Source organism: Paractinoplanes rishiriensis (genome assembly GCF_016862375.1).
In the GTDB taxonomy this organism is placed as follows: Bacteria; Actinomycetota; Actinomycetes; order Mycobacteriales; family Micromonosporaceae; genus Actinoplanes; species Actinoplanes rishiriensis.
Window position 1 is genome coordinate 1 of sequence record NZ_BOMV01000122.1, and the last position, 15,773, is coordinate 15,773.

Annotated in this window: 14 protein-coding genes, 1 pseudogene and 1 riboswitch; of the genes and pseudogenes, 6 read left to right on the plus strand and 9 right to left on the minus strand. The window is 66.5% G+C overall.

Annotation, left to right across the window (positions count from 1 at the left end):
- Positions 1-2,250, minus strand: a 2,250-nt coding sequence (locus Ari01nite_RS47755; protein WP_203791206.1) for an ATP-binding protein, incomplete at its 3' end; no start/stop codon positions are given.
- 398 nt (positions 2,251-2,648) lie between these two features.
- On the opposite strand from Ari01nite_RS47755, the gene Ari01nite_RS47760 reads away from it, so the two are divergent.
- Positions 2,649-3,725, plus strand: coding sequence for a PDDEXK family nuclease (locus tag Ari01nite_RS47760; protein WP_203791207.1), 1,077 nt, complete (start codon positions 2,649-2,651; stop codon positions 3,723-3,725).
- Positions 3,726-3,881: 156 nt separating this feature from the next.
- On the opposite strand, the gene Ari01nite_RS47765 is transcribed toward Ari01nite_RS47760, so the two are convergent.
- The 3 genes from Ari01nite_RS47765 to Ari01nite_RS47770 all read right to left on the minus strand — a co-directional run bounded on the left by Ari01nite_RS47765 (position 3,882) and on the right by Ari01nite_RS47770 (position 5,886).
- Positions 3,882-4,121, minus strand: a complete 240-nt coding sequence (locus tag Ari01nite_RS47765) for a hypothetical protein (protein WP_203791208.1) — start codon at positions 4,119-4,121, stop codon at positions 3,882-3,884.
- 546 nt (positions 4,122-4,667) lie between these two features.
- On the minus strand, positions 4,668-4,808 hold the full coding sequence (locus tag Ari01nite_RS50695; RefSeq protein WP_239163662.1) for a hypothetical protein: 141 nt from the start codon (positions 4,806-4,808) through the stop codon (positions 4,668-4,670).
- Between the two features lie 70 nt (positions 4,809-4,878).
- Positions 4,879-5,886: an ISAs1 family transposase gene (locus Ari01nite_RS47770; protein WP_307837834.1), complete on the minus strand. Its 1,008-nt coding sequence runs from the start codon at positions 5,884-5,886 to the stop codon at positions 4,879-4,881.
- Positions 5,887-6,141: 255 nt separating this feature from the next.
- Positions 6,142-6,230, plus strand: a riboswitch (ZMP/ZTP riboswitch).
- On the opposite strand from Ari01nite_RS47770, the gene Ari01nite_RS47775 reads away from it, so the two are divergent.
- Complete coding sequence (locus tag Ari01nite_RS47775) at positions 6,202-7,362, plus strand: phosphoribosylaminoimidazolecarboxamide formyltransferase (protein WP_275410959.1); 1,161 nt, start codon at positions 6,202-6,204, stop codon at positions 7,360-7,362. (Overlaps the previous riboswitch by 29 nt.)
- A 221-nt stretch (positions 7,363-7,583) precedes the next feature.
- Here Ari01nite_RS47775 and Ari01nite_RS47780 read toward each other — a convergent pair whose 3' ends face one another.
- The gene (locus tag Ari01nite_RS47780; protein WP_203791210.1) at positions 7,584-7,970 is read right to left on the minus strand and encodes a hypothetical protein; all 387 of its coding nucleotides are present in this window, start codon (positions 7,968-7,970) and stop codon (positions 7,584-7,586) included.
- Between the two features lie 114 nt (positions 7,971-8,084).
- Here Ari01nite_RS47780 and Ari01nite_RS47785 point away from each other — a divergent pair, with 114 nt between their 5' ends.
- Positions 8,085-8,597, plus strand: a complete 513-nt coding sequence (locus Ari01nite_RS47785; protein WP_239163663.1) for a hypothetical protein — start codon at positions 8,085-8,087, stop codon at positions 8,595-8,597.
- Between the two features lie 80 nt (positions 8,598-8,677).
- Here the strand turns inward: Ari01nite_RS47785 and Ari01nite_RS47790 are convergent, their stop codons facing one another.
- Positions 8,678-8,953 (minus strand): hypothetical protein, encoded by a 276-nt coding sequence (locus tag Ari01nite_RS47790; protein ID WP_203791211.1) that lies wholly within the window; start codon positions 8,951-8,953, stop codon positions 8,678-8,680.
- 233 nt (positions 8,954-9,186) lie between these two features.
- Positions 9,187-10,221 carry an aminotransferase class V-fold PLP-dependent enzyme gene (locus Ari01nite_RS47795; protein ID WP_203791213.1) on the minus strand — a complete coding sequence of 345 codons (1,035 nt, stop codon included), beginning with the start codon at positions 10,219-10,221 and terminating at the stop codon, positions 9,187-9,189.
- 472 nt (positions 10,222-10,693) lie between these two features.
- Here Ari01nite_RS47795 and Ari01nite_RS47800 point away from each other — a divergent pair, with 472 nt between their 5' ends.
- Both Ari01nite_RS47800 and Ari01nite_RS47805 read left to right on the plus strand, forming a co-directional pair.
- The gene (locus Ari01nite_RS47800; RefSeq protein ID WP_203791215.1) at positions 10,694-11,557 is read left to right on the plus strand and encodes a YwqG family protein; all 864 of its coding nucleotides are present in this window, start codon (positions 10,694-10,696) and stop codon (positions 11,555-11,557) included.
- Between the two features lie 924 nt (positions 11,558-12,481).
- Positions 12,482-12,769 (plus strand): annotated as a pseudogene (locus tag Ari01nite_RS47805) (PadR family transcriptional regulator); the annotation flags it as partial.
- A 640-nt stretch (positions 12,770-13,409) separates the two neighbouring features.
- On the opposite strand, the gene Ari01nite_RS47810 reads toward Ari01nite_RS47805, so the two are convergent.
- Positions 13,410-13,904, minus strand: a complete 495-nt coding sequence (locus Ari01nite_RS47810) for an NUDIX hydrolase (protein ID WP_275410960.1) — start codon at positions 13,902-13,904, stop codon at positions 13,410-13,412.
- An 81-nt stretch (positions 13,905-13,985) separates the two neighbouring features.
- Between Ari01nite_RS47810 and Ari01nite_RS47815 the strand changes: the two genes are divergently transcribed.
- Positions 13,986-14,267 (plus strand): hypothetical protein, encoded by a 282-nt coding sequence (locus Ari01nite_RS47815; protein ID WP_203791219.1) that lies wholly within the window; start codon positions 13,986-13,988, stop codon positions 14,265-14,267.
- Positions 14,268-14,617: 350 nt separating this feature from the next.
- Here Ari01nite_RS47815 and Ari01nite_RS47820 read toward each other — a convergent pair whose 3' ends face one another.
- Positions 14,618-15,661: a hypothetical protein gene (locus Ari01nite_RS47820; RefSeq protein ID WP_239163664.1), complete on the minus strand. Its 1,044-nt coding sequence runs from the start codon at positions 15,659-15,661 to the stop codon at positions 14,618-14,620.
- Between the last annotated feature and the right edge of the window lie 112 nt (positions 15,662-15,773).

The following is a 15,773-nucleotide window of genomic DNA, read 5'->3' on the forward strand; positions in this document are numbered from 1 at the left end:
GGGCAGGAAGGCGGGTTTGGTGGCGGCCAGCTCCCGGTAGAGGCCGACGGCCTCCTCGGTGGCGCCTAGGGCTTGCTGCCGGTAACCCCATTCCCGGAAACGCTCAGCTGTCAGCAGGCCGGCGGACGCGACATCGGGGACGAGTGGGCGGTGACCGTCGGCGAGATGACGCAGCATGTCCACGCCGTCCGGGCCGGCGTCGGCGGCATGTCGCCACAAATACCGCCATAGGTACGCCGGACGTTCCGCTTCTTGGCCTGTATCGAGCCTGGCTCGGTACAGGGAGGCGAGGGCCGCGGTGATTGCCGGGGCAGCCGGATCGAACACCTGCCGGTAACTCGTACGGAACGGTGCACGGATATGGTCGGCCAGGCTCTGGTGCGCCATCCGATACACCGCGCTGCCACCTTCACCGTCCTGCACGATGTACCGGCCCAGCTGGTCCAGCAGCCAACTGAGACCGTCGCGGTCGACGTCGCCGATCGGCGTGTCCGCCGTGTTCGCGATGGCCAGCCACTCCTCCTCCGGCAGCCCCGCGCCGTAGCCACGGGTCAGCGCCGCCAGCAGAACCCGCGCCACCGCGACATGACCGCCCCCCGGCAGTTGGATGCCCGACGGCGCGCTGATCGCGGCCAGGTCGTTGTCAAACGCCTGCTCCACAGAACCGGCAACCCGGTCCCCCCACCCCGGAGACTGGGTGTCGACCGGCACCGCACTCAACTGGTCAGCCACCAACCGTGCCAGCAGGAACGGCCGGCCCGTCCCCCCATGCTCTGCGGCGATCCCGGCGCCGACCTGCGCCGCCACCATTGCCGGATCCATGGCCGGATCCACTCCGGCCAGCCGGGCCGCGACGTAGTCGACGACATCGCGACGGGTCCCCTCCAGCACGTCCGGCGCGTCGAGATCGATACCCGCTCCATCCGGGTCCAGCGTGGACACCAGACCGGCACCGCCACCGAGCCGGGGAAGATCACGGGTGGACACCACTACCACAGCGAACCGGGACAGACGCAGCACCAGTTCCTCGGCCAGTGCGAACGCCTCACCGCGTGATTCGTCCAGCCCGTCGACGACCACCACCGGAGCATCAGCCCCGGCCTCGACCACCCGTTGCAGCTGGCCGATCAGCTCTGCGGCGTTACGGCGCGACTCCTGCGCCGCCAGCACACCACACGCGACCAGCTGACCGGCAATCAGCTCCGCAGCCTGGTCCACACGCAGCCCCCGGGCGTGAACGTGCGCCTGCACCGACCGCTCGCCCGGATCCTCGTGCTCCCACGATCCGCCCTCGGTGAGCAGACGGCCCCGCTCGTGCGGGTTCGACAGGCTGACAACCCGTCCCGTGATCGCGGACTTTCCCGTGCCCGCCGAGCCGGTCACCACGTACACACCAGGCCGTCGAGCCCGAACCCACCCCACAACCTGATTCACCTGCGCCGTACGGCCAGTGAACCAGGACTGCTCCTCCTCCCGCGCGCCACCACGCGCCGCCCGCAGCAGATGCTCCACTACCTGCTCCGGCGCACCCGCATCAAACAGCGGGTTCGGCATCATCCACAATGCGCTGCCCCGGCCCAGGAACTGCGGCGACTGCCGATCGTCGCGCCACTCCTTGATCAACGCGTCGCACAAGTCGTCGCCCCGGATCAACCGGTTGTGCACCGACCAGCGCAGCCGCAACACCGGATCCGCCGGCCCCGATGCCAGCAACGCCCGCAAACGTTCACCCAGCAGACCGTCCTGCGCGGTCTCGACCGCCATGCAAGACGTCAGCACACCCACCCACAGCCGATTGGCCTCGAGCGGAAGTTGCTGCAGCACCTCCGCGGCCACCGTCGCCGCCGACAACCCCTCACCGGAAAAGCAGGTGTCCAGAATCAGCAGCAGCTGGCTTGCACCGGACGCCGCGCAATACCCCGCCACATCCGCAGCGCCGACACCCTCAGCCGGACCGGAACCGCTGTCACAGGCCAGCAACCGCAGTCCGGACGGCGAGCCGATCCCGTGCCCGGCCCACAGCAACACCAACACCCCGCCGGACTGCCCGCCCGCGAGACCGCGAAGCCCGGCACGAACGGCACCCTCGTCCGGATCTGCCAGCACCGTCCTCACAAAACCCGCACCAAGCAGCTGTGCGAACGCCGTGACATCCGGCACCGCGTGCGGCAAAGCCACGTGCCGAGCCTGATCGTAGGCACCGACCCCAACGCCAACGAACCGCTCCACCAGCCCGGCACCCTCCGTCATCCGTGACGAGTGCACCCGACGGTACACAGCCCAGCGACAAGCGCATCGACAAATACCCGACAGCAGAAAGGCCCTGTCAACGGCGCGCCGCCCGTTATCGGCCCGACCAAAATAGCAATCCCACCTGCAGCAATACCTGAGTAAGCGAGAAATGCTCGGAAAGCTCGCGACGAAGAACATCGATAGGGCCAAGAAGGGAGAGTCGCGCTGCAAATGCACCTCAAGATCGATTTCACTCTTCTGCCGCCGATAACGCGCGGTCGGCAGCGAACGGGCCCATGGCAAGCGGTGCCAGCCGGCCAACCCGTTGGTCCGTGGCGACGGGCAGGGCACAGGCCGCGGTCGGGTCGGAGCCGGTCCGACCCGTACGCTGTTCGCATCCTGTGCGGAGGTGGCTCATGACCGCGATCTACGCCGAAAATCCCGAGGGCTGGACGCTGTTGGCACCGACCGGGTTTCCCGACGAACGGACTTTGCAGGACCTTGTTGCCAGGGCCCCTGACCTCCTACCTCTCAGCGGTACTCCACGTGTGGTGGTCCTGGGACGGGAAGTCCTGTTGGGTAGCGGCTACGTTGACGTTTTGGCCATCGAGCCCAGCGGTCGTCCAGTCGTCATCGAGGTGAAGCTGCGCAACAATGCAGAGTCGCGGCGTGCCGTCGTCGCCCAAGTACTCGCGTACGCGGCCGGTTTGCACGGTGCGAGTGTGGAGGTGTTCGAGCACGACATCCTCGCCCGGCACCTTGGTGGGCGCTCTCTCCTCGACTTGGTACGTGAGGCCGCGCAGGATGAAGTCGCGAATGCGGAGGACTTCCGCGCCAATCTGCACGCGGCGCTTCAGTCCGGCAGCTTCCGGCTCGTCCTCGTGCTCGATCAGGTCCCGCAGGAGTTGGTCAAGCTAGTCGGCTATCTGGAGGCGGTCACACAAGACCTCGTCATCGATCTGGTCGCGGTCTCTTCTTACGACATCGCTGGTCGGCGTGTGGTCGTTCCCCAACGGGTTGAGCCGGATCGACTACCTCGCGTAGACGTCGCGATTTCCGAGACGACCGGCAAATCGCGGTCACCAGTAGGGGAAGTCGTCGCCGGGTTGGACGCGTTCCGGCAGAGGGCATTGACGGCGCCGGCGGATCACCGACAGACGCTGGACAAGTTGGTCAGATGGGCGGAGCGGATCTCCGAGGAGAGACTCGCCGAGGTCGGCACCTATTTCGGTAAACGAGGCGAGGTGGTGCTACTTCCTCGCCTGTTGCCGGAACGGTCAGGGCTAGCGTCCATCTACTGCTGGCCGGACGGCAAGCCGTCGGTGCAATTGTGGCGCTCGGTTTTCGAGCGCAGATCACCGAAAAGCATGGCGCGGGTCACGAGCGCGACCGACGGTACAGAGATCGGCCAGGGAGCGATGGTGTTGGTCATCACGGATGGGCTCCTCGAGGCGCTGTTCGACGCATACGTGGAGGCAAAGCGCGGTAGTTAGCGGTGCCCCGCGCCGCGCACTCCGTATCGCTGCAGCAGCATCCTCATCTGTCGCGATCCGCGCTGTCGACGGGTCTGCCCGGTGCGAGGTCGAGCCGATGAGCGACTGCCCATCGTTAACTCGGCGTATTTGACCGGATCGTGATGCCGTTTCTGGCTACGGTTTCAAGCAGTGTCCACCCGGTAGCAGGCCGGCCAGCCAGAGGGTGCTGCCTCCGAACTGTCGGGTGCTGGAGCTCAGCACGCAGGCCTCGCCGATGCGGACGCCGGCGATGAGGGTGCCTTCTGCGGCGGGGTCGTCGGGGCGGGCCAGCCGGATGACGGCCTCGGTGTAGCCGAGTTTCGTGAGGGCGTCGCGTGATTCCCGGACATCCTGTTCGGTCGGGGTATGCGGCATGTTGACGCCGATACACTCCGCTGATTCCGGGACGGTGATACATGCGGGCTGGCTGACCGCTCGCAGGATTTGCCCAGCCGCGATGTCCAGCTCCGAGTTGTTCTCAGGGTTGGGTGCAGGGCCACGTTCGGCTAGATCCCGTTGCCGGTGCTCGCAGGTTGGCTGTGCCTCTGTCTCGACACATGTCACTACTTGCCGATCGCCGGAGCCGCCGCCCGATGTGCACCCCGTCAGGGCCCACCCCAGCAGGGCAAGGACACTGAGTATTGAAGCGCTCATCCGCACAAGGGGGTTCCGTTCAGCAGACGCGACACCCATAGCACCCAGCGAGTAAGGTGCCTGACCGTGAATGGTCTTGGTCAAGTCTGCCGAAGCGTCCCGGCAGGAGGACCGAATCAGTGATCTGCACCCAAGAAATCAAGTCCATATCCTGAATCCCAGGAGTGACAGCCTCCCACTCGCCGGCATCGGCGGGTCGCCGACGGCTGCGGCCGCGCGCACTCCTCTGCCGCAGTCCGCGCTCGGGCTGGGTGCCGGCGGCCAGGGTCATTGCGTTGTCGGGTTGTCGCTGATCACGGCGGTGATCAGGTCGTGTGGGCGGCGGTTGGCGCGTCGGGTGGCGCGGGCGATGTTGGTGTCGCCGCGGGTCCGGTGGAAGCCGATCGAGGTGTTACGCAGGGTGGCCATGACGGCGGGTCCGTTGCCGGTCCGGGCTTGATGTGAGTCTTCACGGAAGGTGACGTCCCGGACGTGGTGCTCAAGATTTTCGATCAGCCATTCGGCGCGGATCCATTGTTGTATGTCGCTGGGGTGGGCGTCGGTGGCGGGCAGGGAGATGGTCAGGTACGCGGTTTCGCGGGTGGTTTTGCCGCTTTTGGTAGTGGTGCGGGTCCGGGTGATCCGGATCGCCTGCTGAGCGTGGGGGAAGGCGATCCCGCCGGGTGTGTGCAGGGTGATGGCCTTGACGGTGCGGGGTTTCGCGGCGGCCGTGGCCGGCTTCGCGGGTCTGGTGGCCGATCGGGACGTGCGCCCAGGGCAGGGTCTTGAGCTGGGTGTGCAGGGTCGGCTGGTTTCGCTTTGCCGGGATCAGCAGGTGCGCGCCTCGCGCGGCGATCTCGGTCGCGTGGTTGACCTGCGTATGCAGGGCGTCGGCGACGAAGATCAGGTCTTTGAGGCTGCCCAGGAGAAGTTCGACCGCGTCCAGCAGCGGCGCGAAGGCGGGGATTTCGTTGGACTTCGCGCTGACGGTGACCTGCGCGAGGACGATGCCGGTGCTGGTGTCGAGCGCGGACAGCAGGTGGACTTGGCTGCCGTCGGGGCGGCGGGCACCGCGCAAAGTCTTGCCGTCGATGGCGATGACATGCCGGTAGCGCGGCCGGCGGGGTGTGTCCGGGCGGGTTCGGGTGCGCAGCCAGCCCGCGAGGATGGTGGCGAGCAGGTCGGCGTCCAAGCGGATCAGCAGCCGCCACATCGTGGTGGTGGCCGGCACGCCACGGCGGAAACCGAGCCGGGCACGGGAGATGTCGTCCAGGTCGTGCAGCCAGTCCGCGATCGCGGTCACCGAGGTAGCGCCGGCCATGACCGCGCACACCGCGACGCAGAGGAGTCCGGCAAGCGGGTAGCGCAGCCCGCGCGGGTTACGGGGATCCGGCACCGCTGACAAGGCGTGCAGCAGACCGGCCTGTTCACCCTCGGTCACCGGGCAGAAGGTCATGCCGGTGGGGGTGGTGACAGCGGACAGTCCCGGGATCGTGCATGCTGACATCGCAGGTGAGGTTCCTCAGGTGTCCTGGAAGCGTAGAGAACTCCCATGATCACGTAGGCGGCCTCACCCGCCCCGACCGCCTCCACATAGACCAGTCACACCGCATAATCCCAGATCAAGCCACCACCTACCGAACACGCAATGGCCCTGGTGGTCGACCTGGCACACTGCTGGAACTGTCAGCGGCAGGTCGCGGTTCGTGATCTTGGCATGCGGATAGGTAGCAGCCGGTAACGGTGCAGCGTTAGGCTGCTCTCATCGGCCGCTACTGGCGAGGGTGGAGTACCACCGGGGAACCGGCCGGCTCGAGAGAGTGTGTTGCGCCGACCGCCTGGGCGCTTCCGGAAGCAGACATCCCTGCGGTTCGGAGGCGTCATGAACTTGCGATACGGCATGAATCCTCGCCAGCAGCCGGCCCGCGTCACAGCGATCGATCCGGGGCGCCAGCCGTTTCGGCTTGTGCATGGCGATGCGTCTTACATCAACATCCTCGATGCTGCTGGCGCGTGGCAGTTGGTGCGCGAGGCCGCGACGGCGGTGGGCCGGCCTGCTGCAGCGTCGTTCAAGCACGTCTCACCCGCTGGAGCAGCAGTTGCGGGCGAGATCGATGACACCATGGCAGCGACTTACCGGCTGGAGCCGACGAGTACGGGTGCGTTGACCAGCGCGTATGTCCGAGCCCGGGACGCTGACCCGAAGAGCTCCTACGGCGACTTCGTCGCGGTCTCCGAGCCCGTCGACGCGCAACTGGCGGACCTGCTGCGCCGGGTGGTCTCGGACGGCATCGTCGCTCCCGGCTTTGAGCCGGGAGTCGTTGCCACCCTGTCGGCGAAGAAGAGTGGACAGTTCGTCGTTCTCGAAGCGGACGCTGCCTTTGAGCCGCCGCCGACCCATACCCGCGAGGTCTTCGGCCTGCGGCTCACCCAGCCCCGCGACGATGTTGTCCTCAGCCGCGACGTCCTCGCCCGGCCCGGACTTCCCGACTCTGCTGTTGACGATCTGCTGCTCGGCCTGATCGTCGTCAAGTACACCCAGTCGAACTCAGTCGCGTATCTGCGCAACGGGATGGCCGTGGGAATTGGCGCCGGTCAGCAATCGCGAGTGGACTGCACGAAACTCGCCGGCGCGAAAGCCGACACCTGGTGGCTGCGGCGCCACCCCGCCGTCAGGCAGCTCACTACCGACGTCAAGACCCGGATCCAAGACCTCGTCAACGAGCAGATTCGTCGTACCGCCCCGGTCGGTGGAGCAATAGGCCCCACGGAACGGACGACATGGCTGCAACGGTTGGACGGAGTGGCGTTCGTCTCCGACGGTGCGCTGCCTTTCGCTGACAACGTCGACCAGGCCGCCCGACATGGTGTGCGCTATATCGCGGAGCCCGGCGACTCCATCCGATCCGATGAGGTACTCCAGGAATGCCAACAGCGCGACATAGCACTCATCCGCACCGGTATCCGGCTGTTCCAACACTGACAACAACCACTCAGGCGTCCCTAACCCATACCTCTTCGTCGAGTTGCCGAACCGCTCGGGACAACCGAGCTGAACGAACCTGAGTCAATTCTCGTGTTTCGTCTAGCGATGCACTATCATGCCGCTGCCCGCGGTCGGGTCGGCCACCGCCGTCGTGACCGATGGTCGGCTGTGACGGCCCGGCTCCTTGTCGTGCCGATGAGCGGACCACCCGGTCGGACTCACTCTTGGAGGCCGTCTCCCGTTTGCGCCAAGCGCTCGCGACTCAGATACCGAACCGGCTTGCCGAGCGACTCCGCGTAGGCAATCTCCCGTCGGGTTGACTCACCTAAGTAGCCGCCCGGATCCACGATGTACACCTCGTCAGCCATGCGAATCTTCTGGAAGTGCACGCCGCCAAGCCGCCCCTTCAGGTCCGAGCTGTCGACTGTCCAGTCGTAGTCCGGCAGATCGGGGAGGCTGAACATTCCGAGGCTGATCACGACGCATCCTTCCATCGTGAGCCGCTGGTTGACCTCCGCGAACTCAGCCTCAAACTTGGTCGAGCCGCAGAGCGTGATGACCTTCGCCTCACCCTCTGCCGACCGCGGCGCCTGCTGGTCCTCCACGAGGTTCATGATCGGTGAACGGGCAGGACAAGTCCATCATCGCCGCCTTGAAACGTCCGCTCATGCCGCCGTCCGTGCTCGCGATAGAGCGGAACGCCGGTGTAGCTTCACGCGATGCGAAGTGCCACGGATCCCGACCTTGGTTCGCTGAGTGTCCGAGAGCTGCTCAGGCTGTACTCGCGAGTCCTCACCGAGCTAATCGAGCGGGGCGTGGTCAGGTCGCGTAACGCTCCGGCCGGCGATCTGGCGGAGGCCATCGTCGCCGGTGCCTATCGGGGGGAACTCGCCTCGCCTTCCGAGAAGAGCTGGGACGTTCGCACCGCTGACGGAGTCCTGCTCCAGGTCAAGTGTCGCGTCGTTGAGCCCGGCAGCCGGCGTACGCACGTGTTCTCGCCCTTCCGGAGCTGGGACTTCCATGCCTGCGTGTTCATCATGTTGAACAGCGTCACCTACGACATCGACCAGGCCGTCGAGATCGCGGTCGATCAGGTCCAGAAAGCCGCACGAGAGAGTTCTTGGGTAGCGGGCCACCGAATTACGGTGGGCCAGATTCGCGCTGGCATTGCCGGTGCGGTCGATGTGACCGATCGTCTGCGGGAGGCGTACGAGGCTATGGATCGGCCGTAAAGAACGAAGGCCGACCTGCGTGCCGCCGCTTACTTACCTGCGCGAGAGATGGATGACACGGAGGGGTTACCGGCCGCTCGTCACGACGCCGAAGACTGAATCCGAAGGTCGCGGAGGATCGCGAAGAGGTAGGCCCGCCCGGTTATCCGTTGGTCAACGTCGGTCAGAGTGGCGTCCGGTCCCATCGCCCAGATCTGCCTCGCGTCTTCGATGAGTAGCCAAGGCTTGGCTCGGCTCACCTTGATTCGGGGCCCGTCAACCTTGTAGGTCATCGGCAGACCGCTTTGAGTATGGAACACCTCGCCTTGGTGGTTCCGGATGCGGCGTTCCACGTCAGAGAACTCATCGCTCGCCATGCATTGAGCATGGGCTAGAAACTATGGTGTCCCGCAAGTGTTACTAGCTGAATAGCCGATGACCCGGCGCTACCGGACGGCGCCCTCAACTGCCGCATAACGCGTGGCTGACGGCCACGCTGAGGTGAGCGCGACGCGTCGTGTTGCCGGCCGGAATGATCATCGCGGGCCACTGCTGGCGGCAACTGATCCAGCCACATCGCGTCGATGTCAGGGCTTCGGTTCCGGGCGGCTCAGGAGGTGAGTGCCTCCAGTGCCAGGTCGACGTCGGCTTCGGTGGTGTAGATGTGGAATGCCACCCGGACATTTCCGTTGCGCACGGAGGCCCGTACCCCGGCCCGGTTCAGTTTCTCCTTCGCTGCGGGCACGTCGACGGTGGCGATCGCGCTGTTCGACGGCGGCCGGCCGAGCCCGGCTAGGAACCGGTTGGCGAGGGCCACGTCGTGGTCGCGGATCGCGTCGAGTCCGATCCGCTCGATGACCTCCAGGGCAGGCGCAGCACCCACCCAGGAGAACCAGGCGTCGGAGATGTCGAACCGGCGCGCGTTGTCCGCCAGACGCAGCGGCGGGCCGTAGTACGACTCGTCGACGACCTTGCCGGCTGCCCAGCCGGCCATCGCGGGGCGCATCGTCTCGCGCAGGCCGGGCGAGAGGTACCCGAACGCCGAGCCGCGTGGCGCCATCAGCCACTTGTACCCGCCGACCACGACCGCGTCGGCGAGGCTCGCGTCGAACGGCAGCCAGCCGCAGGCCTGGGTCGCGTCGACCACCACCCGCGCACCAACAGCGCGGGCCGCGGCGACGAGCCGCTCGTAGTCGGCCACCTCGCCGGTCGCGGACTGCACGAGCGAGAACGCGACGAGATCACACCCGGCCGAGACGCGGTCCACGAGCTGGCCGGCCGGGACCGTGGTGACGCGGAGCCGATCCTCGTGCACCAGCCAGGGGAACAGGTTCGAGGTGAACTCGATGTCCGGCACGACGACGAGCGCGTCGTCCGGCACCGCGGTCGCGACCGGGCCGAGGATCTGCGACACGGCGGTCCCGGTCGCCACATCCGCCACGGGCACGCGCACCAGACGCGCGAACATCTCCCGCGCGTCGGTCTTGCGCGCCTCCCAGTCCTCCCGCTGCCCGGTGCCGGCCCGCCAGCCGGCGAGCGCTTCCTGGAGTTGGTCCCACGCCGGGCGCGGGGGCAGCCCGTACGTCGCGGTGTTCAGCCAGCCGGGTTCAGGGCTCCACAGGGCCTGCGCGTTGGTGATGTCCACGCCTTTGACTGTGCCGCGGGTCCGATTCCCGCGAAGCGGCCAATCCGCATCGGGTGGTTGTCAACGACGTCGAGGCCCGTCGGCAGTACATGTCGAGCCAATGGTCGTCCGGCACAGCGTGTCGCGCCTTTGCCGACCCGCTCCAGAACTCGTCGCCCGCGGTGCCATTTCGGGGTGCATTGTTCTGCCGCGGTCCGTGCGCGTCGTCTGGCGGAGGGGCAGTGAGGCTTCGTGGCGAGTCTGGGACCGGGGCGGCGCGGCTGGGCTGAGGATCAGAATCGACCAGGGGCGTTGGCTGTTGCCAGGAGTGTTCGTCTTGCGTGTCGTTAGGGGTAGCGATCTGCGTGTTTGCGCGGCGGCTGGTCCGGCGTCCTGACATGGTCATCGGCGTGAGCTCGGTGGTCGTACCGGCAGTGCAGGTTAGTTGGCGGAGTCTGGCGAGTTGCTCCAGGGGGAATCGGAGGGGTGGACGGTGGAGGTGAGTGGGCCGATTCCGGCAGAGCCGCCGCCAGCGGCGGCTGCGCATGCTGCGCAATGGGAGGCGGTGACAGGCGCGGCTCTGCCTTCGCTGAGGCTGCGTCATGCCGGTAGCTGCGATGCCGACGCCCGCACGACGAGGCTCGGCGGGCTACCGCTGCTCTTGCCCGGATCGAAATGGCCCACAACCGGTGACGGAACGCCGCTGGCTCTGATCGCTCAGCTTCACTGCGGTGAGGTCAACGCGGCGTATGGTTCGCAGGTCCTACCCGCCGGCATGCTGTTGAGCTTCTTCTACGAGGTGGAGGAGCAGGCCTGGGGGTACGACCCGAAGCACGCGCCGTACTCGCGGGTCATCGCTACTGACGCGGCCGCCGCCGTGGCGACGCCGGTGCCGGAAGACGTGACGGTGTTTCCCAGTTTCGCTATGACAGCGGCACGGGTGCTCACTGTTCCGGAATCGGACGAAACTCGGGTTGAGGGGTTGTGGGCCGACCGTACCGTCTATGGGAGTGCCTCGGCCGAACTCTACGATGCCTTCGAGGTGGACGCAGCCAGCGAGGCCGGCCCACAGCACCGGGTCTTCGGCTGGCCGGATTTGATACAGAATCCGATGCAGCTGCACTGCCAACTCGCCGCGAACGGCATCTACGTCGGCGACAGCAAGGGCTATCGCAGTAGGAAAGCCCAGAGGCTGCTCAGCGGGGCGACTGACTGGATCCTCCTGTGCCAGATCGATACAGACGACGACGTCGGCTGGATGTGGGGTGACGTAGGCACCCTGTACTTCTGGATCCGCCGCCAGGACCTCGCAGCCGCCGACTTCACCCGTACCTGGACCATCCTTCAGTGCACCTGAGCGGTCGCCGGCCGGGTGCACGGGAGCACGTGGTCGTCCCGCGCCGAGAGCGATCACCTGCTGTAACTGCCGGGCCGCCAGGAGGGCGCTCATGCCGATGGTAGTGCGTCGATCTTGGAGAGTTTGAGTGGGCCGGTCAGCTCATGGAAAGGGATAGGCATGGGGGGCTCGAACGGCGGGAGGAGACGCCGGGACGGGCCAGAGGCCGTATGGCCGGGTAGGTGCTGGGTTTGTGAAGGAGGTGGCGAAGGGCGGCTTCCTGAACCCGACCGCGCCGCCTGTAACGTCCGTGGTGGGCAGGTCGAAAAAGACAAGTCCCGTCGCCCAGCCGCCAGCCGGGATTTCGTACAACGTGAATTCGCCACGGCGCCCCTGCGGCGTCGGCTGGTAGATCGTTCCACCAGCGGTGGTGAACAGGAATTCCCAGACACTTCCCGAGCCCGGGCATCGTGGATGTGCGACCTCAACGCGGGCGACTAGCCAAACCCGTTCCCGACCCTGGTCTGCCACACCAATCGAACGAACCGTGTACCGGGCACCGTGGTAAGCAATGGGTTCCCCAAGCCGAGCGGTCGCCGGGATCTGTGCCGGGGCAGGGAACGGCGTGCACTGTTCGTTCGAATCGGTGGGAACCACCGAAAAGAATCTCATGACCAGGCCACCGCGAGGCGCAGCAGGATCGCCGCGAGCAACCAAGCGCTGGGCGTCGAGGATTTCTGCCGTGGGCGGTATGCCGGCCGACGAGCCGCCCATGGCCAGTGCGAAGGCGGCACTCACGGAGATCCAAAACTTCCTCATGGCGGATGGCCTTTCGGCAGGCAAGGCGGCCCACTTGAGGAATTCGTGCCGGGTACGTGGCTCCCTCCGCTCGTTGCCGGTGACGGTGACCTTCGACCCACCGCAGAACGCCCACCACCCAGCCGCCTTTACAGCGATCCAAAACCACGCTTCGGCATCGTCCGTGCGGTCGAGACGCTGTCCGTCGGCGATGTCGTGCTGCGGCCCGGCGCCCTCTACGGTGCGCTGGACCGGCTCGCCGCCCGGGAGCTCATCGTCGTCGAGCGCGAGGAGGCCGTGGACGGCCGGCTCCGGCGGTACTGCCGGCTTACCGACTCGGGGATCGCCGCCCTGTCCGCCCAGGCCGAACGGCTGCGCCGGCACGCTGACGCAGCCGAGTCCCGGCTGCGGCACCTGTGTCCCGCATTCGGGGCGGCCGATGCGCTATCAGCGTCTTCTGTGGGCGTACCCTGCCGGGTACCGGCGCCGTTACGGCGCCGAGATCATCACCGTCGTGCTGGAGATGGCCGAGGATGGCGCCGGCCGCCGCGAGCACCTCACTCGCCGAGAGCGACAGCGAGGTCGTCACCGACTTGACCACTGTCCCGTGGACCACGACTCCGAATCAGACGGTCGGATTCCGTGCGGCCAACGACGGCCTTGTGCTGGCTGGATCCAGCGACACGCAGGCCGACGGTCGGACCGGTAGGGGTTGGCTATCTGAGCCGAACACACCGCCGCCGTACGGCCCCTCACCGTCACCGGAACGACCCTAGGGCTGCTCGCCGGCTGGCTTGCTCGCCGCGGCCCTGGCCGGTCGGCCCCGGCGCGGACGCACGTCGGCGATCCTTACGTCACGGCGATCGCCGCTTTCCTTCGTTCCCGTCGTCGAGGCATACCGGGCGGCCTGGTACGTCAGGCTGATGCCCGCCTGCGCGCTGGTGTCGGTGCTGGCCGTCGCCGGGACCCTGCGCCCGAGCAGATAACCCTGGGCCGATGTGCCCGGTAAGTCGGCGGACCCCGCCGGCGAACGTTTCGCCACCCTGGGTTCGTGGGAACTGCCGAGGATGACGGCTCACTGGCCGAGTGGTATCGGCGTGGCCGGGACGCCGTGGGTGACCAGGGCCGTGAGCTGTGTGGCCAGGTCGCGTGGGCCGAACTGGTCGGGTCCGCGGTAGTCGGTGAGTTCTTGCAGCGTCCACCACCGCAGTTCGCTGATGTTCTCTGCGGCGAGTTCGCCGTCGGACAGGGTGCCTCGTGGAAGGAATGCTGGGGTGCGTACGAGGAAGTAGTCGCTGATCGCCCCGTCGTAGCCGGGGAGGTAGTCGGGCGCGACGACCTCCCGGTGCCACACATGTGGTGGGTTGTTGTCGAGGACGAGCCCTACCTCCTCCTGCAGTTCCCGGCGGAGGGCGGCAAGGGGAGTCTCGCCGCTTTCGATGCGGCCGCCGGGTGCTGCCCATACCGCTTGTCCTGGTGTATCGGGAATGGTGTGTGGGCAGAGCAGGACGTGGTCGTCCTCGGTGAGGATGATGGCGCGGACTGCGTGGCGCAGCTTCGGTGACGACACTCTGAGCATTGTTGGTCATGACCCCCTCGGGTGGCACGCGGGAGTTTCGCTGGGATTCCGCGTCTTGAGTAGCCTCGTTCCATGTCCGGCAAATCGGAGCGACGAGTAGCTCGCGCAGTTGTCGCGGAGTATCACCAAGCCGAGCTCGGCAAGCTTGTTGCCCGCGTTGCCGAGGCCGTGGATTGCTTTCGCGCTGGCGAGCTTGACCCCTTCGAGGTTGACCGGGTTCTGTTCCAGTACTCCCGGGCGGCGAAGGAGCTTTGGAAGTTCTGCAATACGCTTCAGGCAGAGCTCGCAGCGGCGATGATTCGGGAGCAGCCCCCACGCGACTGGTGGGAACGCGGTGCTCCGCGAGAGCGGTGACGGCTGGCGGCTTTGTAACGCCGGCGCGCACTCTCATGCCGCCGTCCGTGCGCGGTGGGCGTCTGCCCGTAAACCCACGTCAAGTAGCCTCTGGTGGTGGCCGAGCCTGTCCTGGACATTTCCCGACTGTCCGCTGGGCTCTTCGTGGAGTACCTCGGCCCCACGGAGAGCGGCCCCGACGTCACGATGGTCCACGCCGGAGATGCCGAACCCCTGTGCGATCGTCTGTGGCACGGACACCCCGGCGCGATCTCCGAGCCGGTGCCACAGCATGTCCTGGTCACCTGGGTCGGACTCGAGGAAGCGGTCGCCAGTTTCGCGGTCGGATTCAGTTGCGATGACCAGGGGTCCTACCGCGGTCTGGGCGTCCTCTCCGCCCGAGATTTCGAGACGCGGCGCACTCGGATACTGGATGGCAAACCACCGACAGGCTGACGGATTTCTTGCGCGGTGTGCGCCGCGCACATTTGCCGCCGATCGTGCGCACCGGCCCGACCGTCCAGACCGCGCGGCGTGGCAGCGTTTGGTTGCGGGTCGTCGTCAGCTGGTCTTGATGCCGGCGGTTGAGTCAGCAGATCATCGATCGCGGTATGGAACTCGTCGAAAGGATGGATCTCCCTGGCCCGGTTCGCATAGCAGCGAAACGCCTCACTGTAGTGCTCGGCTAGATGGTCGACCTCATCGATGGCTTCAGGCGTCTTGACGGAGAGATAACTTGCAACGCCGGCACCGAGGTCGTGAACCACGGCGAGGTCGATGAAGATGTCACCGGGCTGCAGAGTCTCGGCCAGCGCTGGACGCTGCGCGCGATTCAGCGCCGAGGCCAACAAGCGGGCGCGGCCCGGATCGCGGAGTGCGAACACCGAAATCTCCGAGGTAGCGTCTCCGCCGACAGCCAGAGCGAGTTCGGTCAGATGACGGAAGCTGGTCAGCTCGAACAGGCCGGCAAATGCAGCGTGGTCTCGTTGCCATGAATCCGGCGCCGGCCGCATCGAAACGGCGGTGCGGGCCGGAACGAAGCCGATGTCCGCGTTGAGCCACTCTGGCTCCTCGACGTTGACCTCGTACTCCCACCTGACCAGTTGCACCGACTCACGCTCTATGCCTAGCAGCCGAGCGGTCTCATCCCGATAGTAGTTCGGAATGGCGAACCGGCTCCGACCTGTAGTCAATGCCCAGGTCAACGCTCGCCACACCGCCAAGGCCTCACCGTCATTGTTGTTGATCGCGTGGCGGTACCAAGGGTTGAGGTTCGCGTCGTCAGAATAATCCTGCTTCCAGAGCCCTCGCCAGATCGGGGTAAGCAGGTCCGCCACCTCGGCACGGACCACGTAGCAGTGCAGCCCTTCGCGGTACACGTGTTCGAACCTTAGGAATGACTCCAGATATGCCACTTCATCAGGATGCCGGAAGGCAGCCGCCGCTATCGCACGGACCAATACCTAGCGCGGATGGCGCACTGTTCTGCCGCCGACGGGGCACGGCGGGGCACATGATCCGGGTCTT

What these genes read in the sequence shown, in the direction of transcription:
- Ari01nite_RS47790 (WP_203791211.1), bottom strand. Translation starts at nt 8,953, where the DNA reads ATGGCGAGCGATGAGTTCTCTGACGTGGAACGCCGCATCCGGAACCAC.
- Ari01nite_RS47770 (WP_307837834.1), bottom strand. Translation starts at nt 5,886, where the DNA reads ATGTCAGCATGCACGATCCCGGGACTGTCCGCTGTCACCACCCCCACC.
- Ari01nite_RS47765 (WP_203791208.1), bottom strand. Translation starts at nt 4,121, where the DNA reads ATGCCGCATACCCCGACCGAACAGGATGTCCGGGAATCACGCGACGCC.
- Ari01nite_RS50695 (WP_239163662.1), bottom strand. Translation starts at nt 4,808, where the DNA reads ATGGCCACCCTGCGTAACACCTCGATCGGCTTCCACCGGACCCGCGGC.
- Ari01nite_RS47815 (WP_203791219.1), top strand. Translation starts at nt 13,986, where the DNA reads ATGTCCGGCAAATCGGAGCGACGAGTAGCTCGCGCAGTTGTCGCGGAG.
- Ari01nite_RS47785 (WP_239163663.1), top strand. Translation starts at nt 8,085, where the DNA reads ATGCGAAGTGCCACGGATCCCGACCTTGGTTCGCTGAGTGTCCGAGAG.
- Ari01nite_RS47760 (WP_203791207.1), top strand. Translation starts at nt 2,649, where the DNA reads ATGACCGCGATCTACGCCGAAAATCCCGAGGGCTGGACGCTGTTGGCA.